Genomic DNA, 25,910 nt, shown 5'->3' with positions numbered 1-25,910 from the left:
GGTGAAGGGGCGGGTGAGAGCGGTTTCCATCAATGCTCTCCCTCGGCCATGGTGGCGGCGGGCGGGGTGAGGATCCGGTCCTCATGCACGTCGGCGAAGCGCAGGATTGTGCCGCCGTTGGCTGCGGCGAAGCGCTCTGCCGCCGCCTTGTCGGAGAAGGGATAGGGCTCCGCCTCGCCCATGCCGCCGCGCAAGCGGCTGCCCAGCACGTACCACGCCTTGCGCGCCTCCACCCAGGCCGTCATGTCGGGGGCGGCGGGGTCCTTGGCCTTGGCGATGTCGGTGACATAGATGGCGCCGATCTCCTTCGGCTCCTCCGGCAGCATGGTGAAGGCGAAGGTGTCGCGGACGGAGGACAGCCAGATCGGCCGCTCCTGCCCCTTCACCAGGATCTGGCCCTTGGGGCCGGCATGGTCGGCGAGGTTCATGCCGCAGTAATGGCCGATGGCGTCGGCGGTCAGGGTGGCCGGCGGCGGCGGGGCGACCTCCGCCTTTTCCTGCTTGCAGGCGGCGAGCGGTGCCAGGAGGGCGGCGGCGAGAAGGAGGGTCCGGAGGGTGCGCATCAGATCTGCTTCCTCGAAAAGAGGGCGGCGGCCAGCGCCAGCGGGGCGGCGATCCAGCCGGCCATCACCGCCAGCAGCAGCGGGACCGAAAGCTGGACATGGGCGGCGAGGCCGGCGGTGCCGGCGAAGGCGCTGACGCCCTTGAAGCCGGTCAGGTTGAACAGGCGGTAGGCGTCGGCCGGGTTGGCGAGCAGCAGCCAGTTCAGCGTCTCCACCCCCAGGCCGCTGCCGCTGGCGAGGATGCCGAGCAGGGCCATGTCGTAGAGCAGGACGAATCCCAGCCACACCGCCACCGCGATGCCGGCCGCCGTGCCGCGGTCGCGGACGATGGTGGAGGCGAGATAGCCGAGTGCGGTGAAGGCGGCGCCCAGCATCACGCTGGACCCGATCATCGCGGCGAAGGCGCGCCAACTCTCCGGGCCGATGGCGGTATTGCCCATGGCGAGCGCCACCCCGGCGGCGCCGTAGCCGACCACCGTCGCCAGCGCGATCACCGCGGCATGGCCGAGGAACTTGCCGAGCAGGAGCTGCCAGCGCGCCACCGGGTAGGACAGCAGCAGCGTCATGGTGCCGCGGTCGATCTCCCCCACCACGGCGTCGAAGGACAGCAGCAATGCTATCAGGGGCAGCAGGAAGATGGTCAGGCTCGACAGGCTGACGATGGTGACCTCCACCGGGCCGACGCCGACCGTGCCGGTGGGGACGGAGCCGAGGAAGCTGAGCGTCAGGGCCAGCGCCGCCATCAGCAGGGTGGTGGCGACGACCCAGCGGTTGCGCGTCGCCTCGCGCAGTTCCTTGCCGGCGACGATCAGGAGCGTGTTCATTCGGCGGCCTCCCGGCGCAGGAAGTGGGCGTACATCTCGTCCAGGCTGGGCTGGAGGATCTCAATGTCATCGACGGCGATGGGAGCGGTGGGGCCGTTGCAGGTGATGCGGCGGACCAGGGCGACCTTGTCGTCGTTGGCGCAGGCCAGTTCCACCACCCCGCCGGCCAGCCGGGTCAGGGCGGCGCCCTCCCCTACCCTGCTCGCCAGTGCGTCGATCTCGCCGGTCGGCAGGGTCAGGCGGATGCGGACCGGCAGTTGGGCGAGGCTGCGCAGGGTGGCGAGCGAGCCGTCGGCGACCTTGTGGCCGCGGTTCATCACGACGACGCGGTCGGCCTGCCCTTCCAGCTCGGTCAGGGCGTGGCTGCACAGCAGGACGGTGGTGCCGCGGTCGCGCAACTCGGCGACGATGGCGTAGAAGCTCTGGCGCAGGGCCGGGTCGAGGCCGGTGGTCGGCTCGTCGAGGAACAGCAGCTTCGGGCCGCCGAGCAGGGCCTGGGCCAGCGCCAGACGCTGGCGCATGCCCTTGGAATATGTCGAGACGCGGCGCCTGATGGCGGCGGGCTCAAGCCCGACCTTCTCGAACAGCGCGTCGTTGTCGCGGCAGGGCGCGCCCTTCAGCCGGGCGTAGAAGTCCAGCGTCTCCCGCCCGGTCATGCTGGGGTGGAAGGCGACATTCTCCGGCAGGAAGCCGATCCGGCGGCGAATGGGGGAGCAGGCGGCGCTGGCCGGGTCGCCGCCCAGCACGCGGATGCTACCTGCCGTCGGGGTGGTCAGGCCGAGCATCAGCTTGATGAGGGAGCTTTTGCCGGCGCCGTTGTGGCCGACCATCGCCACGCATTCGCCGGGCGCCAGCGTCAGGTCCACGCCGCGCACCGCCTCGGTCTCGCCGTAGCGCTTGGTGACGCCCTGCACCTGTGCGGTGAAGTTGGTCATGGCTGTTTCCTTTCGGCAGTCTGGAGCAGGCTCGGCATGGGGGGAGGCGTCATCAGGGGCGCGCTGTCGATCACGCCGCCGGGGTGCAGGGCCGGGAACTGCTTCTGTGCCCAGCGGATCACCTGGACGCCGGGGCTGTTCATCAGCAGCTTGGCCGCCGGGTACTCCCACATCACCCGGTCGACCACGTCGTTGGGGCGATAGGGCTCGTCGGAGATGCCGTCGCCGTTCAGGTCGAAGGCGGCATTGTCCGACCAGTAGTTGCCGCGCCCATTCTCCGACCAGTCGAGATAGCGGGTGCCGACATACTTCACCTGGGTGCGGTTGCCGATGAAGGCGTTGCCGGTCAGGCTGTTGCGTTCCGATCCGGCGGTGAAGTGGACGCCGATCTCGCAGCCGTCGAAGCGGTTGCCGGTGAAGCGGTTCTTGTTGGCGTTGTAGATGAAGACGCATTTCCAGGTGCCGCTGCGCAGCCGGTCGCTCATCGCCTCGCTGTCGCGCGGGATGTCGCTGTCGGGCAGCGCCTCGCCGGCGTCGGACAGCGCACCGGCGAAGCGGCCTTCGATCACGTTGCCTTCGATGCGCGCGCTGTTGGCGTTGTTCAGCATCAGCCCGTGTTCGCGGTCCGCCCTGGAGCGGTTGTTGCGGATCAGCAGGTTGTTGGAGAACATCACCGCATAGCCGACGTTGTTGGCGACGGAGACGTTGTCGGTCAGCTCGGAATCGTTGGTGTACATGTAATGGACGGCGAACCGGACATGCTCGAACCGGTTGCCGGAGAAGACGTTTCTGCGGGACGAGGTGGTGAACAGCCCGTCGCGCCCCTCGCGCACGCTGTTGTCGAGGATGCGGGTGCCCGGCGCGTTCCACAGCTGGATGCCGTTGCCGCGTTCCGACACGCGCAGGTCGGTGCGGCCGACGATGTCGTTGCGGCGGACCAGGCTGTCGGCGGCGCCCCAGATGTAGACGCCGATCAGGTTGTCGCGCAGGCTGTTGTCCTCGACCACCGCGCCGCGGGCCTCCTTGCCGAGGAAGATACCGGCATTCTGGTCGATCAGGCTGAGGCCGGAATTGCGGATTTCCAGATGCCGCAGCGTGACGTTCGGCGCGAGGATGGTGAGCGTGCTGCCGCTGCCCTGCCCGTCGATGACGGCGCCCGGTTCGCCGGTCAGGGTGACCGGGGTGCGGACGGTCAGCGGGCCGGGATGGACGCCGGCGGACAGCACCAGCGTGTCTCCGGGCGCCGCGGACGCCAGCGCCGCCTCCAGCCCGCCGGGGGCGACCGTCGCCGTGGCGGCGAGCGCCGGGGCGGCCGGCAGGGCCAGGGCGGCGGCGAGGAGTGTCGCGGTGCGGAGGAACATGGGTCGTCCATTGGTGGGGGAGATCCCCTCTCCCGTCCCGGGAGAGGGAGGGACCCGCCGAAGGCGGGAGGGTGAGGGGTGATCCAAGGAACCGAAGGCGTATGGTTCCTTGCACTACCCCTCACCCTTCCCATGCTCCGCATGGGCCCCTTCCCTCTCCCGGGGCGGGAGAGGGAGTGTCAGGTCGATCAGGTGGAGGACGGCTCGACGATCATGCGGCCGGCCATCTCCATGTGCAGGGCGTGGCAGAACCACTGGCAGTAGTACCAGTAGACACCGGCCCGGTCGGCGGTGAAGGTGACCGACGCGGTCGCCTGCGGGCCGACCTCCATGCAGACGCCGTAGTTGGTGATGCTGAAGCCGTGGGTCAGGTCGTCGATGTCGTCCATGTTGGTGACATAGACGGTGACCTCGTCGCCCTGCTTCACCGTGAAGTCCTCCAGCCCGAAGGCCGGGGCGCGCTGCCACATGTAGACGCGGACCTTCTTGCCGTCGCGGATGACCTTGGCGTCGTCCTCCAGCACCACGCCGTCCTTCTTGGCCTGCTGGCGCGCCTCTTCCCACAGCGGGTCGTTGCGGTCGTAGACCGAGCGCGGGTTCACCTTGGAGCGGTGGACGATCAGCGTGTCGTGGGGCTCGGCGAAGGTGGGGCCGTCATGCACCAGCTTCATCTCGTCGCCGGAGATGTCGATCAGCTGGTCGTTCTCCGGCTTCAGCGGGCCGACGTTGAGGAAGCGGTCCTTGGAGAACTTGTTCAGCGACACCAGCCACTTGCCGTCGGCCTCCTTGGTCTCGCCCATCGAGCTGTGGTTGTGGCCGGGCTGGTACTGGACGTCCAGCTTCTGGACGATCGGATCGACCTTCTCGCCCTTGAAGGCGCGACGGGCCTTGTCGATGTTCCACTTCACCAGCTGGCTGTCGAGGAACAGGGTGGTGTAGGCGTTGCCGCGGCCGTCATAGGCGGTGTGGAGCGGGCCGAGGCCGAGCTGCGGTTCGGCGACCACCACGTCGCGCGGCTTGATCTTGTCGTCGAACAGATCGTCCAGCAGCCGCACGTCGAAGACGGTGACGGTCGGCGACAGCTTGCCGTTGACGGTGACGTGGATGCCGTCGGGGGCGGCGTTGATGCCGTGCGGGTTGGCCGGCACCGGGATGTAGCGGGTGTAGGGGCTGCCGTGGCGGCCGTCGACCACCGGCACGCCGTTCACCGCCTGGATCTTGCCGGCCTTCACCGCCTCGTCGATGCGCTTCAGGTTGAAGACGACGACCCAGTCCTGCTCGCCGCTGGTCATCTCCGCCGCGGTGACGCCCTCTTCGGAATCGTAGCAGGTGGAGAAGGCGTATTTGCCTTGATAGTCGGCGTCGGTGTTGTCGAGGTTGCCGTCGACCCAGACCTGCCACGCGATCTTCATCGTGTCGCCGTCGATGGCGGTGAAGTGCGATTTGTAGGCCTTGGTGGCGGTCAGGTCGCGGCCGTCGTTCGGGGTCGGCACGCGCTGTTCGCCGTTGGCGAAGACATAGCCGGTGCGAGGGAACCGCTGCGGGCGCAGACCGTGGATGGCGGCGGCGTTGGGGATCTCGATGATGGTGTCGGTCTTCATGATGTCGCAGCGGATGCGTGCGACACGGGTGTTGGCCTTGTCGTTGATGAAGATGTAACGGCCATCGTAGGTGCCGTCGGTGAAGGACATGTGCGGGTGGTGGGCGTCGCCGTTCAGATAGATGCCGCCGCGCGTCTCCAGAAACTTCTTCGTTTCCGGCAGCATATGCTCGGTCAGGATCTTCCGGCTCTCGTTGGTCATGCCCCAGCCGGTGGCGGAGCAGCGGTTGAAGACCGGAATCCGCATCAGTTCGCGCATCGACGGCAGGCCGAGGATGCGGACTTCGCCGGAATGCCCACCGGAATGGAAGGCGTAATATTCGTCGAGGTCGCCCGGCTTCACGTCGGCGTTGAGGTGGCCGGCCTGGGCGTTGGCGGCCATCGCTTCGGTGGCGCCGAACAGGGCGCTGCCCGCGATGCCGCCGGCGGTCGCCCCGCCCACGGCACCGCCGAGGCCGGCGAGCGCCGCCGCCTTCGCCGTTCCGCCCAGTAGCGCGCGGCGGTTGACGCCTGCGCTGTTGTTGGTCTCGCTCGACATGGTCTGCTCCTTCGCTGCCCCCGCCTTGCGGGGTGTCATGGGGCCCGTTGCGACCGGGTCCCGTTATCGGGGTGAGGGTGTGTGGCTCAGGATCCGTGCGGCCGGATCGTCAGCCGGCCGGTGGCCGGGTCGGCGGTGGCCGCCGTGCTGCGGGCCGTGGCGCTGCGGGCGGCGGCCTCTTTTTCGGCGGCCAGCTTCGCCTCGGCGGCCTGCCACTTCTCGCGCTTCTGCCGCTTCTGGATCATGACCGGGCATTTGTGGTCGTGGTGGTAGAGCATCTGGCAGTGCAGGCACTGGATGCATTCGTTGGGGTTGATCGAGCCGTCGGGGTGGATGGCCTGCACCGGGCATTCGTTGCCGCAGCGCTGGCACGGGCTGCCGCATTCCTTGTAGCGGCGCAGCCAGTCGAACATCCGCAGCCGGCCGGGGATCGCCAGCGCCGCGCCCAGCGGGCAGAGATAGCGGCAGAAGAAGCGTTCGATCACCAGCCCGGCTGCCAGCAGCGCCACGGCGAAGGCGACGAACCACCAGTCGCGGATGAAATGCAGGATGATGGCGGTCTTGAACGGCTCGATCTCCGCCGCCTTCTCCGCCGTGCCCAGCGATTGCAGCGACACGCCGAACAGCAGCAGGAAGACGATGTATTTGATCGGCCACAGCCGCTGGTGCAGGGCGAAGGGCACGGTGATCTGGCGGATGCCGATGCGCTTCGCAGCCTTCGACGCCAGTTCCTGGAGCGCGCCGAACGGGCAGAGCCAGCCGCAGAAGGCGCCCCGTCCCCAGAACAGCAGCGACGCCGCCACCGAGAACCACAGGATGAACACCAGCGGGTCCATCATGAAATAGTCCCAGCGGAAATCGGTGCGCAGCGCGTTGGCGAAGGTCAGGACATTGACCACCGACAGCTGGGCCGTGGCGTACCAGCCGAGCCAGACCAGGGTGAAGACCAGATAGGCGGTGCGCACGCGCTCGTACAGCTTCGGGCGTTTGGTCAGCTGGTCCTGGAAGAAGAAGATGCCGGTCAGCAGCAGGATGGCGGAGGTCAGCACCGCGATGTCGAGCTGCCGGTTCTGCCAGATGCGCTGCCACAGCGGGACTTCGGCGGCCTCCTCCGCGGCCTCGGCACCGGCGGCCTGGATGGCGGCGCTGTGGCTGGCGGACGGGTCGGGAGACGGGGCGGCGGCAGCGGTTGGGGCCCGGGCCGGCTGTTCGGTCTTCAGGTATTTGTCGGGCGGCTGGTAGCCGAGGTCGAAGGTGACGAACACCTTGTCGAGTGCTGCGATGGCGCGCTGGACCAGAAGCTGGAGGCGCCAGGGCTCGGCCGGGTTGAACTCGGTGCCTTCCGGCAGGACGAACAGGCCGATTTCCGGGAAATCGGGGGCACCGGCGGCGGCGACGCTGCCCAGGCGCTTGTGCATCTTGTCGCGGAAGCGGATCGAGCCCTCATGCTGGATCATTTCGACCCGGTCGAAGATGCCGCCGCGGACATAGCCCGAGCCCTTGAAGGAATAGCGCCCCTGCCCCGCCACCCACACCGCCTGCTGGCCGGGCTTCAGACGCCCGGTCAGCGTCCCGTACTCGGCATCGCCCAGCAGCGAGCGGCCGATGGACGGGATCGACACCAAGGCGGCGTAGAGGTCGATGAAGGTTTCGTCGGGGCTGCCGGCCTCGGCGCGGGCGATGGCCTCCGCCCGGCCGGTCCTCTCGAAGGCGGCGTTCACCTCCCCCACCGTCAGGGTCAGGCGGCGGACCGAACCGTCGCCGATCAGGGTCGTCCAGTCCTCCACCGCCGTCTTCGACAGGTCGACGGATTTGACGATTGTCGGTGCGCTGTCCGGCTCGGCCTTCCCCGCTCCATTCTGCCCAAGGCTCTGCATCATCTTCTTGCCGGAGCGGATGATGGAATCGCCGATCACCATCACCGTCACCGTGGCGCCCGACACGATGTCGACCGGCGGGCTGGCGGCGCTCTGGGTGGCGAGCGTCAGCACGTTCTTGCCGACATAGCCGTCGATGAAGCCATTGATGCGGGCCGGCGGGATGCCGATCAGCACGATGGGTTCGTGATGGTCCATCAGCCGGGCGCCGGTCACCGTGCCGTCCGCCGTCAGCCCGACGACCACGTCGATGGGGCGGCCGGAATAGCCGGTGGTGTTGACGAAGTCGGAGGTCAGATAGGCATGGCCCACCACCGCATCGCCCTTGTAGACGGGGACGGTGGGGGTGTTCGGGGTGGGCTGGCCGAAGCGGTCGGCGCCGGGGACGAGGTCGGAGGGGTGCAGCTTCGCCAGATAGGGCAGCAGCCGGCCGCTGTCGGCGGCCTCAGCCGTGGCGATGTCTGGGGCGATCCCGGTCAGCAGCAGCAGGAGGGCGACGAGCGCCGATCCCAACCAAAATTGTACGCGCCTGAACCTCACGACGGCCATCCTCCGGCTTTCGCCACCTTGCGGCGGCGTCTGCATTGGTGTCTCGGAGGGCATGAAAGCCCCTGGCGGCGGGGGAGTTCTTGACCGCGGTCAAGCGGGCCGGGGGGGCTTGTGCGAATTGCGCCAGATCAACAACCATTGGGGGAAGGGGGGACACCGCCTGCCCGACAGTCACGGCGTGCCCCAGGCTGGAGCGAAGTGTCCGACACCCCGCAGAAGCCGAGTGGCCATTGGCTGGCGGATGGGGGCGGCGAGGGGCGGTGATATTCCCTCTCCCGTCCCGGGAGAGGGCATTTTTGGAGAGTTCAGTCCCGGTCGGAATCCGACCACTGCGAAATGGGTGGTCGGATTCCGACCGGTCTTACTGTCCGGTCGCGGCCAGGATCGCGTCGATGGCGCTGCGCATGTCCGCCAGCGCCTGACGGTCGGTGTCGGACAGCGACTGCGGCTTGGCCTGGAGTTCCCGCAGCACGTCGCGGGCCTGGAACACCGGCTTGGCAGTCCGGGCGGGCAGGGCGCTGGAGGCGATGCCGGCGGGCGCGCTGACCGGCTCGCGCCTGGACGGAGCGGCGGCGGGTGCCGCCGGGGAGGAGGGCAGGGGGCCCATCTCGGCGCGCTTCAGCTTCTCCCAGGCGCGGAGCTGCTCGTCCCGGTCGTCGATGGCGGCGAGCGCCTCCAGCCTCGCCTTGGTCGGGCGCAGCAGGGGATAGTCCTCGCGGATCGCCGGGGCCAGGCGCTGGAAGGACAGCATCATGGTGACGTAGGTCTTCTTGCGGCCCAGCGCCTCGGCGAGCTGGCGGTGGGAATAGCCGTGCCGTTCGGCCAGCCGGGCCAGCGCGTCGGATTCCTCCAGCGGGTTCAGGTCGCTGCGCTGGAGGTTCTCGACGATGGCGATCTCCTCGTCGTCGTCGCCGGTGAACAGGATGCCGAAGATGGTCTCCCGCCCCAGCATCCGCATCGCCCGCAGCCGCCGCTCGCCATAGACCAGCTGCCACCGGTCGTCGGCGGTCTGGCGCACGCCGATGGGCTGTTGCAGCCCGTGACGCTCGATGGAGGATGCCAAGCCGCGCAGTTCCTCCTCGTCGAACTCGCGGCGCGGCTGGTTCGGGTTGGGGGCGATGCGGTCGACCGGCACCTCCACCAGATGCGGCGCATGGCGGCTGAGGCCGAACAGCGCGTCCTTCATCCTGGCGGCTGCGGTGGCGCTCTGCGCCGGCTTGGTTGCCTTGCCGAGAAGACTACGCGACACGGTCGACCTCCTTGATGCGGGCGGTGCGTTCCTCGGCCAGGGCGGATGCGACATCGCGGTAGACGGCGGCGCCGGCCACGTCCGGCATCGCTTCCACCGCCGCACGGCCGACCGAGGTCGCCTGGGCATAGACCGACGCCTTCGGCACCGGATCGAAAACCCGCAGATGCGGGCCGTATTCTTCGTGGATCTGCTCCAGAACCTCGCGGTCGTTGCGTTCGCGCTGCTTGAAGATGGTCGGCACGATGCCGAGCACCGACAGGCCGGTGTTCATCCGGCGGCGGATCTTGGTGACGTTCTCCAAGAGGAAGGCCATGCCGAGCAGGCTGAACTTCTCGGTCTGGCAGGGGATGACCGCAGTGTGGGCGGCGACCATGGCGTTCTTGGTCAGCTCGCCGATGTTGGGGGGCGTGTCGATGACGATGAAGTCGAAGCTGCGCTTCGCCGCGGCGATCTTCTCCTTCATGATGAAGTCGCCGCCGGCCTCCTTGCCCAGCTCCACCTCGGTCTCGGCGAGGCGGATGGAGGAGGGGGCGACGCGCAGGCCGCTTTCCGGCACGGTGACCAGGATGTCGTCCAGCTCCAGATCGCCATGCATGACGTAATAGAGGGTCTTGCCCTCCGTCTCCATGGTGTAGGAGTCGATGCCGAGATGCTGGGTGGCGTTGGCCTGCGGATCGCAGTCGATCAGCATGGTGGCATAGCCCTTGATCGCCAGAGCCGAGGCGATGTTCACCGCCGACACCGTTTTGGCGCAGCCGCCCTTCTGGTTCGCCACGACGACGACCAGCGCCGGGCCGCCCAGCCTTTCCGGCTCCGGCCCGTTGATTTCGCGCGTCATCAGTGCATCGACCGCCGTCGGGATGCGCTCCGCGTCATTTTCCCAGCGGCTGATCTTCTGCTTGTCGTAGCGGCGTTGCAGCCGTTCGTTCAGCCAGACGGCGAACTCGGACTGCGACAGTCCTTTCGCTTCCCGATGGGTCCGCAACTCGTCGCCCTTCACCGTCCCCTCCCCAGCATGAACCGGGCCGGAGGGTAGGGGTAGACGCTACAATGGTCAAGGAAAGGCATGCCATATCGCCGTGCAGTATGCGCCGGAGATCGGGAAGCGGCTTCGCTGGCAGTGGCGCTGTCCGCGGTCGGCCAGCTGGCGAGTTGACGAGACCTACGTCAAGGTGGGCGGCACGTGGGCCTACCTGTACCGGGCTGTCGACAAGCATGGCAACACCATCGACTTCTGCCTCTCTCCTTCGCAAAACACCGTCGGCAGGCGCTTCCTGTCCAAGGCGCTGAACGGCTTGAAGGAGTGGGAGACGCCGACGGTCATCGACACCGACAGGGCGCCGACGTATGGGCCGGCCTTGGCCGCCGCATGGCCCGCTCGAAGCTTGAAACGGTGAGCGGAGCCCGCACAACCGGACAATCGCCAGACAGTGTCGGCAACCAACTATTGACCGACCGGACGGACTATAATAGCCTTGATGCAAGGGCGCCAATGCCCAGACGGCGCATGACGCCGCGGCAACGCGAAAAACGCGCAAATCAGGGAAGGAGACGGCTGGATGCAGCTCCAGAGGAAGACGCTTATCGCTTTGGCGATAGGCTCGGCGTTGTTGTCGGGCTTCCCGGCCAAGGCCGATCTCACGGTTGGCGTGATCGTTTCCGCCACAGGACCGGCGGCGTCGGTCGGCGTGACACAGCAGCGCACCGTACAAATCCTGCCGAAAGAATTCGGCGGCGAGAAGGTCAACTGGATTCTGCTGGACGACGCATCGGACACCACCACCGCGGTCAAGCATGCGAGGAAACTGATCGGCGAGGACAAGGTCGACATCATCGTCGGGCCGAGCCTGACGCCGAACTCGCTGGCCCTGCTCGACCAGCTCTCCGAAACCGGCACGCCGATGCTGAGCCTCGCCGGTTCCGGTGCGATCGTGGAACCTGTCGATGAAAAGCGGCGCTGGGCTTTCAAGACACCGCAGAGCGACGGGCAGATGGCCCAGGCGATCGTCCAGCACATGGCCTCGCATGGGGTGCGTTCCGTCGGCTTCATCAGCTTCAACGATGCCTACGGCGAAGGCTGGGCAAAGTCGCTTGGCGCGCTCGCCGAACGCAACGGCATCAAGATCGTTGCCTCGGAACGCTTCCAGCGGACCGACACCAGCGTCACCGGTCAGATCCTGCGATTGATCGGCGCCAATCCCGACGCTGTGTTCGTCGCCGCATCGGGCACGCCGGCCGTCCTGCCGCAGGCGACGCTGGCCGAGCGCGGCTTCAAGAAGCCGGTCTATCAGACGCATGGCATCGCCAATAACGACTTCCTGCGCGTCGGCGGCAAGAATGTGGAAGGCACGCTCCTGCCCGCCGGTCCGGTTCTGGTCGCGGAGCAGCTGCCCGACGGCCACCCGGCCAAGGCGCCGGCGCTGGAATTCGTCCGCCTGTACGAGGCGCTGCCCAACGCCGGCATGCGCTCGACCTTCGCGGCCTATCTGTGGGATGCCGCGCTGATCCTGAAGGCCGCGGTTCCCAACGCTTTGAAAACCGCCAGGCCCGGTACGCCGGAGTTCCGCAAGGCGCTGCGCGATTCCATCGAGGAGGTGAAGGACGTGGTCGCGACCAACGGTGTCTACACCATGTCCCCGACCGACCATCTCGGTCTCGACGAGCGCAGCAGGGTGATGGTCCGCATCGAGAGCGGCACCTGGCGGCTGGTCCGGTAAGCCGGTCCCGCCGGCACCTGTCCAGGCAACACTTCAGGCAACACTCCAGGCAACTCTGGGAGAGGCCGGATCATGGACCTGTCGATCTTCGGTTTTCTCGTTCAGGACGGTCTGGCCACCGGGGCCGTCTATGTGCTGCTGGCGGTCTGTCTGGTGATGGTGTTCACCGTCACGCGGATCGTCCTGGTGCCGCAGGGAGAGTTCGTCTCCTTCGCCGCGCTGACGCTGGCTGGTTTCGAGCAGAGGCAACGGCCGGGCCTCGCCTGGATCCTGCTGATCGCCGGCGGAATTGCCTTCGCAATGGAGCTGTACGGCGCATGGCGCCGCCGGACCCGCCGCGGGCTGGCGGTGGCCGCCTTCAGCTTCCTCGCCCTGCCTGCCGCGCTTTCCGCAGCGGCGCTGGCCGGAAACGCCCTGCCATGGGCGGCCCAGGTGCTCCTGACCTGCGCCATGGTCACGACGCTGGGCCCCATCCTCTACCGGGTCGCGTTCCAGCCGATGGCGATGGCCAGCCCGCTCTACCTTCTGATCGCCGCCATCGCATTGCATTTCGTTCTGGTCGGCAGCGGGCTCTACCTGTTCGGGCCGGAAGGGGTGCGCACGGCGGCGATCCTGGACGGCTCGACCGAAATCCTGGCGATGCCGGTGGCGTTCCAGACGCTGATGATCGTCGCCGCCAGCCTGGCGCTCAACCTCGTGCTCTTCGCCTTCTTCGGCTTCACGCTGCTGGGCAAGGCCTTGCGGGCGACCGCGGTCAACCGGCGGGGCGCGCAGCTCGTGGGCATCAGTCCCGATTATGCCGGACAGGTCACCTTCGCGCTGGCCGCCGCCATTGGGGCGTTGTCGGGCATCCTGATCGGGCCGGTCACCACGATCTACTACGATTCCGGCTTCATCCTCGGTCTCAAGGGCTTCGTCGGGGCGATCATCGGCGGGCTTGCCGCCTACCCGGCGGCCGCACTGGGAGCGCTGGCGGTGGGGCTGCTGGAGGCATTCTCCTCCTTCTGGGCCAGCGCCTACAAGGAGGTCATCGTCTTCACCCTGATCGTCCCGATCCTGCTCTGGCGCTCCTATGCCCATCTCACGGTGGATGACGACCATGAATGACCGCCCCCATGCCCGGCACCTGAAAGGGCCGCTTCCCTGGCTTGCCGCCGCCCTGCTGCTTCCCCTGGTGCTCGGTCCCTATCACGTGGCGCTGCTCGGCTACATCATGATCGCCTCGCTGGTGACGCTGGGCCTGACCCTGCTGACCGGCGTGACCGGGCTGGTTTCCTTCGGGCAGGCCGCCTTCGTCGGGATGGGCGCTTACACGACCGCCTATCTGACGACCGGGTGGCAGCTTTCCCCCTGGCTCACGCTTCCCATCGCCCTGCTCCTGACCGGAGCGTCGGCGGCGGCGATCGGAGCGGTGACCTTGCGGATGAGCGGCCATTTCCTGGCCATCGCGTCGCTCGCCTGGGGGATAAGCCTCTTCTATCTGGTCGGGAATCTGCCCTGGTTCGGCGGCTTCAACGGGCTGTCCGGCATTCCGCCCCTGACCCTGGCGGGCTTCGACCTCCGGGGCGAGGTACCGATGTACTACGTCATCCTCCTGTGTGCCGCCGCCAGCTTCTGGGGGGTTCTGAACCTGCTGGACTCGCGGATCGGCCGGGCGATCCGTTCGATCCGCCATGGCGGGGCGCTGGCCGAGAGCGTCGGGGCCGATCCGGCGCGGTTGAAGATCGCCGTGTTCACGCTGGCCGCAATGCTGGCCGCCCTGGCCGGCTGGCTCTATGCCCACGATCAGCGCTTCGTCAATCCGACGCCTTTCGGCATCCATATGGGCATCGAGTACCTGTTCATGGCGGTGATCGGCGGCGCATCCAGCGTCTGGGGCGCCATCGTCGGCGCCGTCGTCGTCACCCTGCTGCGCCAGGTGCTGGAGGACACGCTGCCCGCCCTGCTCGGCCAGACCGGCAATTTCGAGATCGTGGCGTTCGGTATCCTGATGCTGCTGGTGCTGCAGCGGGCCAGGCAGGGGCTATGGCCCTGGCTGGTCGAGCGGCTGGGCGTCCGCCGTCCGGCCTCCGCTGTGGCGCCGATGGCGATGCCCAGCATCCGCACCCTCCCGGCGCGCGGCGAGCCGGTGCTGAGCATCGACGGGGTGCAGAAGAATTTCGGCGGTCTGGTGGCGGTCAACCGGCTGTCCTTTCAGGTGGAGGCCGGTGGCATCCTCGGTCTGCTCGGCCCCAACGGGGCGGGCAAGAGCACCATGTTCAACCTGATCAGCGGCGTGCTGAACGCCAGCGCCGGCGAGATCCGCTTCCTCGGCCGCCGCATCGACCGGTTGCGCAGCCGGGCCATAGCATCCTGCGGCATTGCGCGGACCTTTCAGCACGTCAAGCTGGTGCCGTCGATGACGGTGCTGGAGAACGCGGCGCTGGGCGCTCATCTGCGCGGGCGCAGCGGGCTGGTCCGCTCCGTCCTGAGGCTGGACCGGGCGGAGGAGGCCCGTCTGCTCGCCGAGGCGGCGCATCAGCTGGAGCGGGTCGGACTGTGGGCGCAGCGCGACGAGCTGGCGGCCAACCTGCCGCTCGGCCAACAGCGCGTGCTGGAGATCGCCCGCGCACTGGCGGTCGATCCGGTGGTCCTCCTGCTCGACGAGCCGGCGGCCGGCCTGCGCTACAAGGAGAAGCAGGCGCTGGCCGGGCTGCTGCTGCGGCTGCGCGACGAAGGGGTCGCGGTGCTGCTGGTCGAGCACGACATGGACTTCATCCTGGGGATCACCGACCGGCTGGTCGTCATGCATTACGGCCAGAAGCTGGCCGAGGGGGCGCCGCGCGACGTCCAGGCCAACGCCGACGTGCAGCTGGCCTATCTGGGAGCCGAGTGATGACTGCGAACATTCTTGCCGAGACCGAGGATTTGCGCGTGTGCTACGGCCGGGTGGAGGCGCTGCACGGTCTCTCCATTCGTATCCGCGAGGGGCAGATCGTCACCGTCGTCGGCGCCAATGGGGCAGGCAAGACCACCTTGCTGTCGGCGCTGATGGGGCTGCTGCCGCACACCGGGCGCATCGCTTTCCCGCGCTGGCCCACTGCAGCCCTGTCGGTAGAGGAACGCATCCGCGCCGGCCTCTGCCTCGTCCCGGAAAGCCGCGACCTGTTCGGCACCATGCCGGTGGAGGACAATCTGAGGCTCGGCGGCTTCAGCCGCCGGGGAGACCGCGGTTATTCGGCCGGACAAAGCCTGGAGGAGGTCTTCGCCCTGTTCCCCCGGCTGAAGGAGCGCAGGCGCCAGACGGCCAATACCCTGTCCGGCGGCGAGCGGCAGATGCTGGCGCTGGGCCGCGCCCTGATGGCGAAGCCGAAGCTGCTGATGCTCGACGAACCCAGCCTGGGTCTGGCGCCGCTGGTGACCAAGGAGATCATCGCCGCCGTGGCGGGCCTGCGCGATCACGGGGTGTCGATCCTGCTGATCGAGCAGAATGCGCGGGCGGCGCTCGCGGTCGCCGACCACGCCTATGTGATGGAGACGGGCAGCATCATGCTGGAGGGACCGGCCGAGGCCGTGGCCCGCGATCCCCGCGTCGTCGACTCCTACCTCGGCGCCCGCAAGGCCGATCCGGAGCCGTCGAACGAGGACGCTGCCCCAGCTCCGCATCCCCGGCTGCGGACTGCCGGGAGTTAGCGCGGGGTGACGGGCTGCGTGGAAAAGTTCACCGGACTTGACAAGCCAACGGGCACGGCGCGATATCCCGACTGAGCGGTCGGATTTTGCAGAAAAGGAGTGTTTGGCCGTGGCCCGCACGCGCGCAATCGATTTCGACGACAAGCAGCAGTTGATCCTGGACACCGCCGCCGATCTGTTCGCCAGCAGGGGCTTTGCCAGCACGTCCATCAATGAGGTGGCGGTTGCCTGCGGGGCATCGAAATCCTGGCTCTATCACTACCACAAATCGAAGGAGGCGATCCTTTTCGCCATCCTGTCGACCCACATCAAGGAGATCCTGGTCCGTGCCGTGGAGGTGTTCGACGAGGCGGATCCGCCTGAGACGCGGTTCCGCAAGTTCCTGCACGAGATCATGGATATCTATGCCGAGGCGCGCAGCAAGCACGTCGTGCTGCTGAACGACATCGGCAACCTGCCGCAGCAGCAGCAGGACGAAATCCGTGCTCTGGAGCGCCGCATGGTGGAGCATCTGATCCGCCTGCTGCGCGATCTCAATCCCGGACTGCTCGACGAGCGGCAGGCGCAGAAGGTCTACGCCATGCTGTTCTATGGGATGGTCAACTGGACCTATACCTGGTTCGACCAGAAGGGGCCGTTGGCACCCGGCGAACTGGCGGACCGGATCGGCGACCTGTTCCTCAACGGCTTCATCGGCCTGTCGGCGGCAAACGGGAAACCGGCGGCCTCCGCCGCCTGACGGGTCCGCCCCGGAGGGGCTTCCTGCAAGCAGCGTCGCGGTCCCGGCCGTATCCGGGCACGGCACCTCCGGCGCCGACTGCGCGCCGGCCCGATCCTATTGGCCCGATCCTATCGATCCTCCGGCACGCTTCCGGCCGGTGCATCGCCGGCCATCCCCTGCAATCCGCGGGTGGCGATGCCGACGCTGCCCTTGTCGATCACGTCGAGCAGTGCATTGAGTTCGCCTCTTTGCTTTTCGCTGAGACCGGCCCACAGCTCGTTCTCGATCGAAAGGCAGATCGTCGTCAGGTCATCGAGAACGGTTTGACCTTGCCGCGTCAAATGGACCTCGGCCCGCCGCTTGTCGCGTTCCGCGGCGTTGCGTTCCGCATAGCCAAGCTCGCACAGTTGGGCAATCGCGCGGCTGGTGGCGAACTGATCGAGGCCCGCGGCGTGGCGGATCTGCCGCGCGCTCATTCCCGGCTTGTCGCCCACGGTCGCCAGAATGCGCCAAGCCGCCTGTGACAGGCCGTAGCGGGGGCCGTAGTAATCGGCCAGCGGTTCGGCCACCCGCGCCGCGATGATGAACAGGCGATAGGGCAGCCACCGGTCGAGATGGAGGCGTTGGTCGCCGGATTTCTCCGGGGCCTTGGCGGAGCGCTTCTTCTGCATGATGGTCGGATTTTCGTTCCTTTGCCGCGGTCACGCAAGCATGAGTTGGTCGTCGTCCACCTTGCGGCCCGTCGCCTTCCCGAACAGGTCCCGCAGTCCGGCAGGCTGACCGCCCGCCGCTGGCTCTTTCCCTTCAGGCCCCTCCCCCTTCAGGCTTGGAGGGCCAAGGAGGCGGACGGCTGGAGCAGGCTGCCGGGATCGCGCCGCGCAAGGGCGGAATGAGGCGCCGGCGAGCGGATCATGCCGGGATGGAAATCGGCGATAGCGGCCGCCCCCGTCAGCGCCTGGACGACGTCGAGCTCGGCCTTCAGCAGGCCCAGGGCATGGAAGACCGCGGCTTCGCCGCCCGCCGCCAGGGCGTAGAGGGTGGCTCGCCCGATCTGGACCGCGTCGGCGCCGAGCGCCAAAGCGCGGGCAATGTCGCAACCGGAGCGGAAGCCGCTGTCGATCAGCAGGGTCAGGCGCCCGCGCGCCTCCGCCACGAAATCCGGCAGGGTATCGATGGGAGCCACGGCGCCGTCGAGCTGGCGTCCGCCATGGTTGGAGATCACCAGCCCGTCGACCCCGATCGCCAGCGCGCGGGCGACGTGGGCGGGATCGAGCACGCCCTTGACGATCAGCGGCTTCCTCCAGCGGTCGCGCAGCCGGGCGATGTCGTCCCAGCACACCGAGGGATCGAGCTGGCTCTGCATCAATTCGGCAATCGTGTCGGTCCGCTCCAACCCGAGACCGGCGGCCATCACCTCCAGCCGCGGCGCGCCGGCACGCGCCATCTGGAGGCTCCAGCCCGGATGCCGCGCCAGGCCCGCCAGGTTCGCCGGTGTCCAGCGGAAGGGGAGGGTGAAGCCGTTGCGCGCATCGCGCAGGCGCTTCCCCGCCACCGCATTGTCGACGGTGACCTCGATCGCTTCGAAGCCAAGCTCGTCGGCCTTGTCGACGATGCGGGCGGAGAATTCCCGATTCCTGAAGAGGTAGAGCTGCATCCATTTGGCACCGTCGCCCGCTGCGGCGACCTCTTCCTGCGTGCAGGTGCCGGCAGTGCTCATCACGAACGGGATGCCGGCCCGCCCGGCCGCCCGTGCCAGGGCCGCATCCCCCTTCGGCCAGGCCGCGGCGGCAAGGCCGGTCGGACCGATGATCAGCGGCATTTCGAACGTCCGCCCGAACAGCGTCGTCTTCTGGCTGCGCCGGCCGACATCGACAGGAGCGGAGCCCAGGAGCCGCCGGGCATCCAGGGCGGCACGGTTGTAGGCCAGCGTGTTCTCGCTGTCGGCGCCGCCGTCATAGAAGTCGAAGATCATCCTGGGCAGGCGGCGGCGGGCAGCCTCGCGGTAATCCGCGATCGATTGCGGGTCTGCCGAACGGGTCATTTCTGTTGTTCCCTCATAAGGGCGGAAGGGCTCGTCATCGGTGGGGCGATTGCCGAATAGCGCACCCGCAGTACGATGAGGGCGGCCAGACTGACCGCAGCGGCCGCCCCGGCGTAAAGGCTGGGGGCAAGCTTGCTGCCGCTGGCGGAAATCAGCCAGGTGATGATGAAAGGGGCGAATCCACCGAAGACCGTCACCGCGAAATTGTAGGCGAGCGACAGGCCGCTGGTCCGGGTTCCGGCCGGAAACAGCTCTGCGAGCAATGCCGGCAGGGGGGCGAAATAGGCGGTCGCGAGCAGGCCCAGAACGATCTGCACGACGACCAGCCGTTCGACCGTGGGGGCTGCGGCGAGCCAGACGAACAGCGGATAGATGCAGACGAGGAACAGCGCCGCGGCCGGAGCCATGATGGCAAAGCGCCCGACGCGGTCGGACCAGGCGCCGAACACCGGCGCGAGGCAAAGCTGGATGACTCCGATCAGGGCGACGGCGCTGAAAGCGGCCGAGGCCGGGACACCCAGCTGCCGGATGGCGAAGGTGGGCATGAAGAGCGCCAGATAGGCCGAGACGGTCGCGAGAATGACGGTGGCGATCCCCAGCGCCAGACGCGGCGTCTGATCGACCAGAACGGTGCGCAGCGGCCGGTCCGCGACATTGTCCGGATTGAACTCGGGCGATTCGTCGATCTTGCGGCGGATGTAGACGGCAATCGGCCCGATGGAAAGGCCGAACAGGAAGGGAATGCGCCAGCCCAGCTCGCCCATCGCGTCGGCCGACAGGCTGGCCGACATGGCGATGCCGAAGGCCGCGGCGAGCATGATCATCAGCCCCTGGCTGGCGACCTGCCAGCTGGCGAAGAACCCGCGCCGCGCCGGGTCCTGTTCGGCCAGCAATGCCGTGGCGCTGCCGAACTCTCCGCCGGCCGAAAGCCCTTGGATCATCCGTGCGACCGTCATCAGGATCGGTGCTGCAATTCCGATCGTCCGATAGGTGGGAAGAACGACGATGATCGCCGTCCCCATCATCATCATGAGGATGGACAGGTTCAGCGCCGCCTTGCGTCCCTTCCGGTCCGCGTAGCTGCCGATCAGGATCGCGCCCAGCGGCCGCATCAGGAAGGCGACACCGAAGGTGGCGAAGGAAAGAAGCAACGAGGCCGTCTCATCGTCACTTGGGAAGAAGAGTCTCCCGATGACCCCGGCGAAGAAGCCGTAGACCGCGAAGTCGAACCATTCCAACGCATTGCCCACCGACGTGGCGACGATGACCTTCCATTGCGCGGCGCTCACGCTGGTCGGGCGCGCTTGTGTCGCGTCCGGGGACATGACGGCACGGCTGTTTCCGGTCGACGTCATCCGATCATCCTCCTGCCGTCGCCGGTCCCGGATGGTGCCGGTATGGGATCCTGGGAAGGAGCGGAAATCGGGGCGCCCGCAACGGCACCGCACATCCTGGCGACAAGCTCCGTCAGCACATGTTCACAGCGCCGGATTTGCGCGAGGTCCACAAATTCATCCGCCCTATGGGCCTGGGCGATGTCTCCCGGTCCACAGACCAACGTGGGAATGCCCGCCTGGTGGAAAATGCCGGCTTCGGTGCCGTAGGCGACCTTGCGCATCATGTGGTCGCCGGTGATCTCGCGCACCAGCCGGGTGAAGGGCGATCCGTCCTCCGCTTCGAACGCGGGTGCGGAGGCAAGCCGTTCCAGGGTAATGCATCCGCAGGCATTGGGCGTCCGCATCTCGGGAAGAAGCCGGCCAAGCGCGTGATCTTCGATCTCGCGGAAAATGGCATCGGCCGGGACGCCGGGAAGATTGCGGAACTCGAAGGTGAAGTCGCAGTCGGCCGGAACCGTGTTGACCGCGATCCCACCGGTGACGAGACCCGTCTGCAAGGTGGTGAAGGGAACGTTGAACCCTTCGGAAAAGGGCCCTTCAGCGGCGAAGCGGCCGGCCATCGACTGGATATGGACGATCAACCTTGCCGCATATTCGATCGCATTGATGCCTTCCGGCGCCAGCGAGGAATGGCGGGCCAATCCTCCGACACGGCAGCGGGCGACATTGGCGCCCTTATGGGCATTGACGACCTGCATCATGGTCGGCTCGCCGACAATGCAGCCGTCGGGTATGAGCCCCTGGGCGACGATGTCCTCGACGAGGGCAGGCGCTCCCAGACAGCCCACCTCCTCGTCATAGGACAGGGCGAGATGGATCGGGGCGGTGAGGGGACGGTCGGCGTGGGCGACCGCCACCGCGATTGCCGTACCGACGAAGCCCTTCATGTCGCAAGCCCCCCGGCCATACAGGCGATCCTGTCGGATGTCGGCGGAGAACGGGTCGCTGGACCAGGTCTGGCCATCGACCGGCACCGTGTCCACGTGACCGGACAGGCACAGCCCACCGTCCAGCCGTCCGTCGCCGGCGGGAAGGCTAGCCAGGAGATTCGCCTTTGCACCGGACTTGTCATGGGTCGTGCGGCAGACGAAGCCGAGCCCGGAAAGCCGGTCCCGGACCTCCTCGATCAATCCCAGATTTGAATTGCGGCTGGTGGTGTCGAAGGCGATCAGACGGCCGATCCAGTCGATGGCAGTCTCGCCCGGTCCGGTCCGTCCCAAGCCATCCGCCCGGACCTGGGGCCCTGCGCCGGCTGGCGGCAGCGGCGTGGTCGGGATCCGACCAGTTTCATTTTCTGCAATTTTCATACGGAAAGCGTCCCTAACCGTTAGCCCAAACGATCCCGGGCATTCGGCGCGCAAGTGTTTGCGCGGCGCCGTTGCGTAATTTTCCGGGGTTGGCTCCAGTCCGGCATGTCGGAACCTCCGTGTTCGCAGCATGCCGGTCCCGAGGAAATCAGCGTTTTATTTGCGTGTCAATTGCAATCTGCAATTAAAAACCGGGACGCGCCCTCCGGCCCGAGTGCTGCCCGCGGGGGCGTCCGCGTGCTGGCACGGCCCTGCCGGGCTCAATTTTCAAATCTCTTTGAAGAGGGGCCGGCATCGGTTGCCCGGCGCCGCCGCATTCCCCGACCGACCGGACGAAAAATACATTGACCGACCGGACGGTCTTTCATAAGCTGGTTTCACGAACGAACGATGCCGGCCCGCCCGATGCAGGCTCCAGGGGGCGGGTTCAGAAGCAACCAGTCAAAAGTTAGAAACCCAGTCAAAAGTTAGAAACAAGGATGACGTCATGGACGGCACCGCCACCCAATCAGCGCAGCATTCGGCCGACCTGCTGAGAATCCCGCCCGGCAACCCGACCGAGGAACCGGATGCCGAGGCGATCCTGTTCGACGGCGCCGCGCCGCCGCCATTTCCGGATCTCAACATCTTCCCGCTCAGCTGGCGGACGGAGACGCCCAAGCTGAACGAGCTGTACGAATCCTCCCGCGATCCCGGCTGGAACCCGTCGCGGCTGCCCTGGCATACGCTGAATGTGGAAGACTACACGCTGGATCAGCGCTATGCGCTGGCCTACTGGTGGGGCCTGCTGTCCACCTTCGACGGCTCGGGTCCCGTGGTCTTCGCCCGGACCATGATCCACACCTTCGAGACGCACGAGGAGGATCCGGTCCGCAAGTGCTTCTTCTCGATCACCCGCGACGAGATGCACCATGAGGAGGTCTGCGGCCGCGCCATCCAGACGCTGACCCCCGGCGGGCCGCTCGGCTACGTGCCGGAAACCATGCTGGGCAAGCTGGCCCAGAACAATGTGCAGTGGCTCTACCACAATGGCGCGCGATACTGGGACAGCTTCAAGAACGCGGTCCACAAATATCCGCTGCCCATCCTGTTCACCTCCTTCCTGATGGGGGAGGTGGCTTCGGCGACGCTGTTCAACGGCATGTACAAGTCGACCACCATTCCGGTCTTCAAGGAAGCCTTCCGCTGCATCGGCCAGGATGAGGCGCGGCACATGGGCATCTGCATCGCGGTGCTGGAGCGCATCCTGCCGGCCCTGACCGACGAACAGCGCACCATGATCACCAAGCAGATCCGCGCCGGCTTCGTCTTCCTCTCCGCCGTGCTGTACGAGCCGCCGCGCGATTTCTGGGAACTGCCGCCGACCTTCAACGACGCCAACCGGCGGCTGGAGGAGGTGGCGCGTTCCGCCGGGCTCGGCATCCTGACGCTGGAGCAGCGCCGCGAGAACTGGCGCAACGCGGTGCTCAAGATGAAGGGCCTGCTGGAGCCGCACGGGATCGTCTTCCCGGCCCTGCCGGAGGTCGGCATCGACGGTGAAACCGTGGCTTTCGATCCCGAAGACATCATCCCGGTCTTTTGACGGTCCTCCCTCGGCCTCGCCGGGAGCCTGCTCCCGGCGGCCTTTTTCGGACTGCGGGAGCCTGCTCCCGGCGGCCTTTTTCGGACCTGCGGGAGCCTGCTCCCGGCGACCCTTTTCGGACCGCACAAGACAATCAGGGGAGGGACCAGGGTTGCGGAATTTCCTGGAGAAGCATTTCGACGAGCTGGAGGTCGGGGAGCGCTTCGTCTCCCGTGGCCGGACGATCACCGAGGCCGACATCGTCGCCTGGGCCTCGCTGTCGGGCGACTGGTACGTGCTGCACACCGATGCGCACCATGCGGCCCGCAGCCGCTTCGGCCAGCGGGTGGCGCACGGGCTGCTGGTCCATGCGGTGACCACGGGTCTGGGCGTGCCGCCGGACGCCCCGGCGATCATCGCGAATTACGGCACCGACACCCTGCGCTTCGTCGCCCCGACCTTCATCGGCGACACCATCCATCTCGAATCCGAAGTGCTGGCCAAGACGGTCAAGCGCGAGGGGCGCGACGGGGTGGTCAAGCTGCAATGGAATGCGGTCAACCAGAACGGCACCACCGTGATGGTCAGCGACCTGCAAATTCTGATGGCCTATGCGGGAGGGCAGTGAGATGAGCGCCGATGCCATCCGGGTCGACCGCCAGGGAGACGTCGCGGTCGTGACGCTGAACCGGCCGGACTTGAAGAACAGCCTGCGCCTGTCCGACATTTCCACGCTGTCGGCAGTGCTGGACGACATTCCCGGCAGTGGCGCGCGCGCACTTCTGCTGCGCGGCGAGGGCGGATCCTTCTGTGCCGGGCGCGACCTGAAGGAAACCGATCCGGAGACCGACGACACGCTGGCGATCCTGCGCGACGTGATCAACCCGGTGTTCCTCAAGCTGCGCGACCTGCCAATTCCGACCGTCGCCGCGGTGAGGGGACCCGCGCTGGGCCTCGGGCTCGGCCTGGCACTCGCCTGCGACGTGACGTATGTCGCGGAGGACGCGGTGCTGGGCAGTCCGTTCCGCAATATCGGGGCGATCCTCGATTCCGGTGGGCACTATTTCCTGGCCGACCGCATCGGGCCGCACCGCGCCATGGAACTGATCGTCAGCGGCCGGCTGATCTCCGGCCGGGAGGCAGCGGCGATGGGCATCGTCAACCGGGCCTTCGGTGCGCTGGATCTCGATCAGGCGGCCGGCGGGTTCGCCCGCTCCGCCGCCGCCGGGCCGACGCTCGCCTTCGGCTTCTCCAAGGCGATCCTGCGCGCGCCCCGCAAGCTGGAGGACGTGCTGGAACTGGAGGCCCGTTATCAGGCCGAGGCGCTGGGCAGCAACGACGCCCGCGCCGGCATCCGCGCCTTCCAGGAGAAGCGCAAACCCGTCTTCACCGGAACCTGACCATGACAGGCGTTCCCCCCACCGACCGGCCGGACCTCTCCACCCTGTCCCCGCGTGCGCGGTTTCTCGCCCACTGCGCGAAGGGCGAGTTGGCCTTCCAGCGTGACCCGGCGACCGGCCGGGCGATCTTCTATCCCCGCATGGCCGCTCCGGGCAGCGGGGCCGAGCATCCGCCGTGGGAGGTCTCGGCCGGCATCGGCACCGTTTACAGCACTACATGCGTCCGCTCGCGCGACGGCGACCACAATGTGGCGCTGATCGACATGGAGGAGGGGTTCCGCCTGCTGAGCCGGGTGGAGGGCACCGCCCCCGACGCGGTGCGCATCGGCCAGCGGGTCCGGGTGCGCATGCGCACCGACGATGGGGAGGACCCCTATCCGGTCTTCGATCCGGTGACTGATTTGCGGGACGGTGCGCGATGAGCGGAGTGCTGCGCGGGGCCACCGCCATCGTCGGGGTGGGTGAAGCCGGCATTCCGGTTCTGTCGGAGGGGGCCACCCCGGTGGATGCCATGGCGCTGGCGGCGGTGCGCGCCGTCGCCGACGCCGGCCTCTCGCTGAAGGAGGTGGACGGGGTGTTCGCCGCCGGGCTTCAACTGTTCATGCCGACGCTCAGCCTGTCGGAATATCTCGGGCTGACGCCGCGCTATTCCGACAGCACGCAGGTCGGCGGCGGCGCCTTCCTCGCCCATCTCAACCATGCCCAGGCGGCGCTGGCGGCCGGGCTGTGCGACGTGGCGCTGATCGCCTATGGCAGCACCCAGCGCAGCGGCGGCGCCAAATTCGTCACCCATTCGGAGCCGAACCCCTACGAGCGGCCCTACCGGGTGCCGGGTCCGGTCGCCGCCTACGCGATGATCGCCGCCCGGCACATGCACCGCTACGGCACAACGCCGGAACAGCTGGCTGAGGTGGCGGTCGCCGCCCGCGCCTGGGCCGGTCTGACGCCGGGTGCCACCATGCGGGAACCGCTGACCGTGGCGGAGGTGCTGGCGGCCCGCCGGGTCGCCGACCCGCTGGGGGTGCGGGACTGCTGCCTCGTCACCGACGGGGCCGGGGCGGTGGTGCTGGTTCGTGCCGACCGCGCCCGCGACCTCGCCCGTCCGCCGGTCCATCTGCTGGGGGTGGGGGAGGCGGTCAGCCACCGCTCCATCGCCCAGATGCCCGACCTGACCGTGACCGCGGCAACGCAGTCCGGGGCGCGCGCCTTCGCCATGGCGGGGCTGGCGCCGGCCGAGGTGGACGTGCTTCAGCTCTACGACGCCTTCACCGTCAACCCGATCCTGTTCCTGGAGGATCTCGGCTTCTGCGCCAAGGGGGAGGGCGGGGGCTTCGTCGCCGGCGGGCGGATCGCGCCCGGCGGGGCCCTGCCGATGAACACCAACGGCGGCGGCCTGTCCTACGGCCATCCGGGCATGTACGGGATCTTCACCATCATCGAGACCGTCCGCCAACTGCGCGGCGAGGCGGGGGACCGGCAGGTGGCGGGGGCGCAGGTCGGGCTGGCGCATGCGCCCGGCGGCTTCATGTCCAGCCAGTCCACCGCCATCTTCGGCACCGCCGCGACGCTGTGAGCGCAAACGAGGAGTGATGTCC

At 67.7% G+C, this 25,910-nt stretch carries 22 protein-coding genes and 1 pseudogene; 11 read left to right on the top strand and 12 right to left on the bottom strand.

Annotated elements, in window-relative coordinates:
• Window positions 1-29 precede the first annotated feature (29 nt).
• The 8 genes from GBZ48_RS29880 to GBZ48_RS29845 all read right to left on the bottom strand — a co-directional run bounded on the left by GBZ48_RS29880 (window position 30) and on the right by GBZ48_RS29845 (window position 10,499).
• On the bottom strand, window positions 30-563 hold the full coding sequence (locus tag GBZ48_RS29880; RefSeq protein ID WP_174474344.1) for a nitrous oxide reductase accessory protein NosL: 534 nt from the start codon (window positions 561-563) through the stop codon (window positions 30-32).
• On the bottom strand, window positions 563-1,387 hold the full coding sequence (locus GBZ48_RS29875) for an ABC transporter permease (protein ID WP_174474343.1): 825 nt from the start codon (window positions 1,385-1,387) through the stop codon (window positions 563-565). The genes GBZ48_RS29880 and GBZ48_RS29875 overlap by 1 nt, the downstream gene beginning before the upstream one ends.
• Window positions 1,384-2,322 (bottom strand): ABC transporter ATP-binding protein, encoded by a 939-nt coding sequence (locus GBZ48_RS29870; RefSeq protein ID WP_174474342.1) that lies wholly within the window; start codon window positions 2,320-2,322, stop codon window positions 1,384-1,386. Before GBZ48_RS29870 ends, GBZ48_RS29875 begins: the two co-directional genes overlap by 4 nt.
• Entirely contained in the window at window positions 2,319-3,683 is a 1,365-nt protein-coding gene (locus tag GBZ48_RS29865; protein WP_174474341.1) for a nitrous oxide reductase family maturation protein NosD, read from the bottom strand. Before GBZ48_RS29865 ends, GBZ48_RS29870 begins: the two co-directional genes overlap by 4 nt.
• Window positions 3,684-3,871: 188 nt before the next feature.
• Window positions 3,872-5,821, bottom strand: coding sequence for a TAT-dependent nitrous-oxide reductase (nosZ, locus tag GBZ48_RS29860; RefSeq protein ID WP_174474340.1), 1,950 nt, complete (start codon window positions 5,819-5,821; stop codon window positions 3,872-3,874).
• An 86-nt stretch (window positions 5,822-5,907) separates the two neighbouring features.
• The gene (locus tag GBZ48_RS29855) at window positions 5,908-8,247 is read right to left on the bottom strand and encodes a 4Fe-4S binding protein (RefSeq protein WP_174474339.1); all 2,340 of its coding nucleotides are present in this window, start codon (window positions 8,245-8,247) and stop codon (window positions 5,908-5,910) included.
• Between the two features lie 361 nt (window positions 8,248-8,608).
• On the bottom strand, window positions 8,609-9,496 hold the full coding sequence (locus GBZ48_RS29850) for a ParB/RepB/Spo0J family partition protein (protein WP_343049720.1): 888 nt from the start codon (window positions 9,494-9,496) through the stop codon (window positions 8,609-8,611).
• Window positions 9,486-10,499 carry an AAA family ATPase gene (locus GBZ48_RS29845; protein ID WP_174474338.1) on the bottom strand — a complete coding sequence of 338 codons (1,014 nt, stop codon included), beginning with the start codon at window positions 10,497-10,499 and terminating at the stop codon, window positions 9,486-9,488. Before GBZ48_RS29845 ends, GBZ48_RS29850 begins: the two co-directional genes overlap by 11 nt.
• 85 nt (window positions 10,500-10,584) lie before the next feature.
• On the opposite strand from GBZ48_RS29845, the pseudogene GBZ48_RS29840 reads away from it, so the two are divergent.
• The 6 genes and pseudogenes from GBZ48_RS29840 to GBZ48_RS29815 all read left to right on the top strand — a co-directional run.
• Window positions 10,585-10,863, top strand: a pseudogene (locus GBZ48_RS29840) (DDE-type integrase/transposase/recombinase); the annotation flags it as partial.
• A gap of 195 nt (window positions 10,864-11,058) precedes the next feature.
• Entirely contained in the window at window positions 11,059-12,216 is a 1,158-nt protein-coding gene (locus tag GBZ48_RS29835; protein ID WP_174474337.1) for an ABC transporter substrate-binding protein, read from the top strand.
• A gap of 72 nt (window positions 12,217-12,288) precedes the next feature.
• Window positions 12,289-13,323 (top strand): branched-chain amino acid ABC transporter permease, encoded by a 1,035-nt coding sequence (locus GBZ48_RS29830; RefSeq protein ID WP_174474336.1) that lies wholly within the window; start codon window positions 12,289-12,291, stop codon window positions 13,321-13,323.
• A complete protein-coding gene (locus GBZ48_RS29825; protein ID WP_174474335.1) occupies window positions 13,316-15,091 on the top strand; it encodes a branched-chain amino acid ABC transporter ATP-binding protein/permease in 1,776 nt (591 codons plus the stop codon). The genes GBZ48_RS29830 and GBZ48_RS29825 overlap by 8 nt, the downstream gene beginning before the upstream one ends.
• Window positions 15,091-15,888 carry an ABC transporter ATP-binding protein gene (locus GBZ48_RS29820; protein WP_174474334.1) on the top strand — a complete coding sequence of 266 codons (798 nt, stop codon included), beginning with the start codon at window positions 15,091-15,093 and terminating at the stop codon, window positions 15,886-15,888. Before GBZ48_RS29825 ends, GBZ48_RS29820 begins: the two co-directional genes overlap by 1 nt.
• Before the next feature lie 109 nt (window positions 15,889-15,997).
• Complete coding sequence (locus GBZ48_RS29815) at window positions 15,998-16,627, top strand: TetR/AcrR family transcriptional regulator (protein WP_174474333.1); 630 nt, start codon at window positions 15,998-16,000, stop codon at window positions 16,625-16,627.
• Between the two features lie 110 nt (window positions 16,628-16,737).
• Here GBZ48_RS29815 and GBZ48_RS29810 read toward each other — a convergent pair whose 3' ends face one another.
• The 4 genes from GBZ48_RS29810 to argE form a co-directional block, all read right to left on the bottom strand.
• A complete protein-coding gene (locus GBZ48_RS29810) occupies window positions 16,738-17,280 on the bottom strand; it encodes a MarR family winged helix-turn-helix transcriptional regulator (RefSeq protein WP_174474332.1) in 543 nt (180 codons plus the stop codon).
• Between the two features lie 149 nt (window positions 17,281-17,429).
• Window positions 17,430-18,650: an alpha-hydroxy acid oxidase gene (locus GBZ48_RS29805; RefSeq protein ID WP_174474331.1), complete on the bottom strand. Its 1,221-nt coding sequence runs from the start codon at window positions 18,648-18,650 to the stop codon at window positions 17,430-17,432.
• Window positions 18,647-20,005, bottom strand: a complete 1,359-nt coding sequence (locus GBZ48_RS29800) for an MFS transporter (protein WP_209798455.1) — start codon at window positions 20,003-20,005, stop codon at window positions 18,647-18,649. Before GBZ48_RS29800 ends, GBZ48_RS29805 begins: the two co-directional genes overlap by 4 nt.
• Window positions 20,002-21,486 (bottom strand): acetylornithine deacetylase, encoded by a 1,485-nt coding sequence (gene argE / locus GBZ48_RS29795; protein WP_209798456.1) that lies wholly within the window; start codon window positions 21,484-21,486, stop codon window positions 20,002-20,004. Before argE ends, GBZ48_RS29800 begins: the two co-directional genes overlap by 4 nt.
• Before the next feature lie 355 nt (window positions 21,487-21,841).
• On the opposite strand from argE, the gene GBZ48_RS29790 reads away from it, so the two are divergent.
• The 5 genes from GBZ48_RS29790 to GBZ48_RS29770 all read left to right on the top strand — a co-directional run bounded on the left by GBZ48_RS29790 (window position 21,842) and on the right by GBZ48_RS29770 (window position 25,888).
• Window positions 21,842-22,936 (top strand): diiron oxygenase, encoded by a 1,095-nt coding sequence (locus GBZ48_RS29790; RefSeq protein WP_174474330.1) that lies wholly within the window; start codon window positions 21,842-21,844, stop codon window positions 22,934-22,936.
• 151 nt (window positions 22,937-23,087) lie between these two features.
• Entirely contained in the window at window positions 23,088-23,543 is a 456-nt protein-coding gene (locus GBZ48_RS29785) for a MaoC/PaaZ C-terminal domain-containing protein (protein ID WP_174474329.1), read from the top strand.
• A gap of 1 nt (window position 23,544) precedes the next feature.
• Window positions 23,545-24,315 (top strand): enoyl-CoA hydratase/isomerase family protein, encoded by a 771-nt coding sequence (locus GBZ48_RS29780; RefSeq protein WP_174474328.1) that lies wholly within the window; start codon window positions 23,545-23,547, stop codon window positions 24,313-24,315.
• A gap of 2 nt (window positions 24,316-24,317) precedes the next feature.
• A complete protein-coding gene (locus tag GBZ48_RS29775) occupies window positions 24,318-24,737 on the top strand; it encodes a Zn-ribbon domain-containing OB-fold protein (protein ID WP_174474327.1) in 420 nt (139 codons plus the stop codon).
• Window positions 24,734-25,888: an acetyl-CoA acetyltransferase gene (locus GBZ48_RS29770; RefSeq protein ID WP_174474326.1), complete on the top strand. Its 1,155-nt coding sequence runs from the start codon at window positions 24,734-24,736 to the stop codon at window positions 25,886-25,888. The genes GBZ48_RS29775 and GBZ48_RS29770 overlap by 4 nt, the downstream gene beginning before the upstream one ends.
• Window positions 25,889-25,910 lie beyond the last annotated feature (22 nt).

This window comes from Azospirillum melinis, from assembly GCF_013340935.1.
Lineage (GTDB): Bacteria > Pseudomonadota > Alphaproteobacteria > Azospirillales > Azospirillaceae > Azospirillum > Azospirillum melinis.
The sequence above is the reverse complement of the archived record's forward strand: the minus strand, read 5'-3'. Positions and strand labels throughout refer to the sequence as shown.

What these genes read in the sequence shown, in the direction of transcription:
- GBZ48_RS29830 (WP_174474336.1), top strand. Translation starts at nt 12,289, where the DNA reads ATGGACCTGTCGATCTTCGGTTTTCTCGTTCAGGACGGTCTGGCCACC.
- GBZ48_RS29875 (WP_174474343.1), bottom strand. Translation starts at nt 1,387, where the DNA reads ATGAACACGCTCCTGATCGTCGCCGGCAAGGAACTGCGCGAGGCGACG.
- argE (WP_209798456.1), bottom strand. Translation starts at nt 21,486, where the DNA reads ATGCTGCGAACACGGAGGTTCCGACATGCCGGACTGGAGCCAACCCCG.
- GBZ48_RS29775 (WP_174474327.1), top strand. Translation starts at nt 24,318, where the DNA reads ATGACAGGCGTTCCCCCCACCGACCGGCCGGACCTCTCCACCCTGTCC.
- GBZ48_RS29870 (WP_174474342.1), bottom strand. Translation starts at nt 2,322, where the DNA reads ATGACCAACTTCACCGCACAGGTGCAGGGCGTCACCAAGCGCTACGGC.
- GBZ48_RS29800 (WP_209798455.1), bottom strand. Translation starts at nt 20,005, where the DNA reads ATGACGTCGACCGGAAACAGCCGTGCCGTCATGTCCCCGGACGCGACA.
- GBZ48_RS29865 (WP_174474341.1), bottom strand. Translation starts at nt 3,683, where the DNA reads ATGTTCCTCCGCACCGCGACACTCCTCGCCGCCGCCCTGGCCCTGCCG.
- GBZ48_RS29825 (WP_174474335.1), top strand. Translation starts at nt 13,316, where the DNA reads ATGAATGACCGCCCCCATGCCCGGCACCTGAAAGGGCCGCTTCCCTGG.
- GBZ48_RS29790 (WP_174474330.1), top strand. Translation starts at nt 21,842, where the DNA reads ATGGACGGCACCGCCACCCAATCAGCGCAGCATTCGGCCGACCTGCTG.
- GBZ48_RS29820 (WP_174474334.1), top strand. Translation starts at nt 15,091, where the DNA reads ATGACTGCGAACATTCTTGCCGAGACCGAGGATTTGCGCGTGTGCTAC.
- GBZ48_RS29855 (WP_174474339.1), bottom strand. Translation starts at nt 8,247, where the DNA reads ATGGCCGTCGTGAGGTTCAGGCGCGTACAATTTTGGTTGGGATCGGCG.
- GBZ48_RS29805 (WP_174474331.1), bottom strand. Translation starts at nt 18,650, where the DNA reads ATGACCCGTTCGGCAGACCCGCAATCGATCGCGGATTACCGCGAGGCT.
- GBZ48_RS29770 (WP_174474326.1), top strand. Translation starts at nt 24,734, where the DNA reads ATGAGCGGAGTGCTGCGCGGGGCCACCGCCATCGTCGGGGTGGGTGAA.
- GBZ48_RS29835 (WP_174474337.1), top strand. Translation starts at nt 11,059, where the DNA reads ATGCAGCTCCAGAGGAAGACGCTTATCGCTTTGGCGATAGGCTCGGCG.
- GBZ48_RS29810 (WP_174474332.1), bottom strand. Translation starts at nt 17,280, where the DNA reads ATGCAGAAGAAGCGCTCCGCCAAGGCCCCGGAGAAATCCGGCGACCAA.
- GBZ48_RS29880 (WP_174474344.1), bottom strand. Translation starts at nt 563, where the DNA reads ATGCGCACCCTCCGGACCCTCCTTCTCGCCGCCGCCCTCCTGGCACCG.
- GBZ48_RS29780 (WP_174474328.1), top strand. Translation starts at nt 23,545, where the DNA reads ATGAGCGCCGATGCCATCCGGGTCGACCGCCAGGGAGACGTCGCGGTC.
- nosZ (WP_174474340.1), bottom strand. Translation starts at nt 5,821, where the DNA reads ATGTCGAGCGAGACCAACAACAGCGCAGGCGTCAACCGCCGCGCGCTA.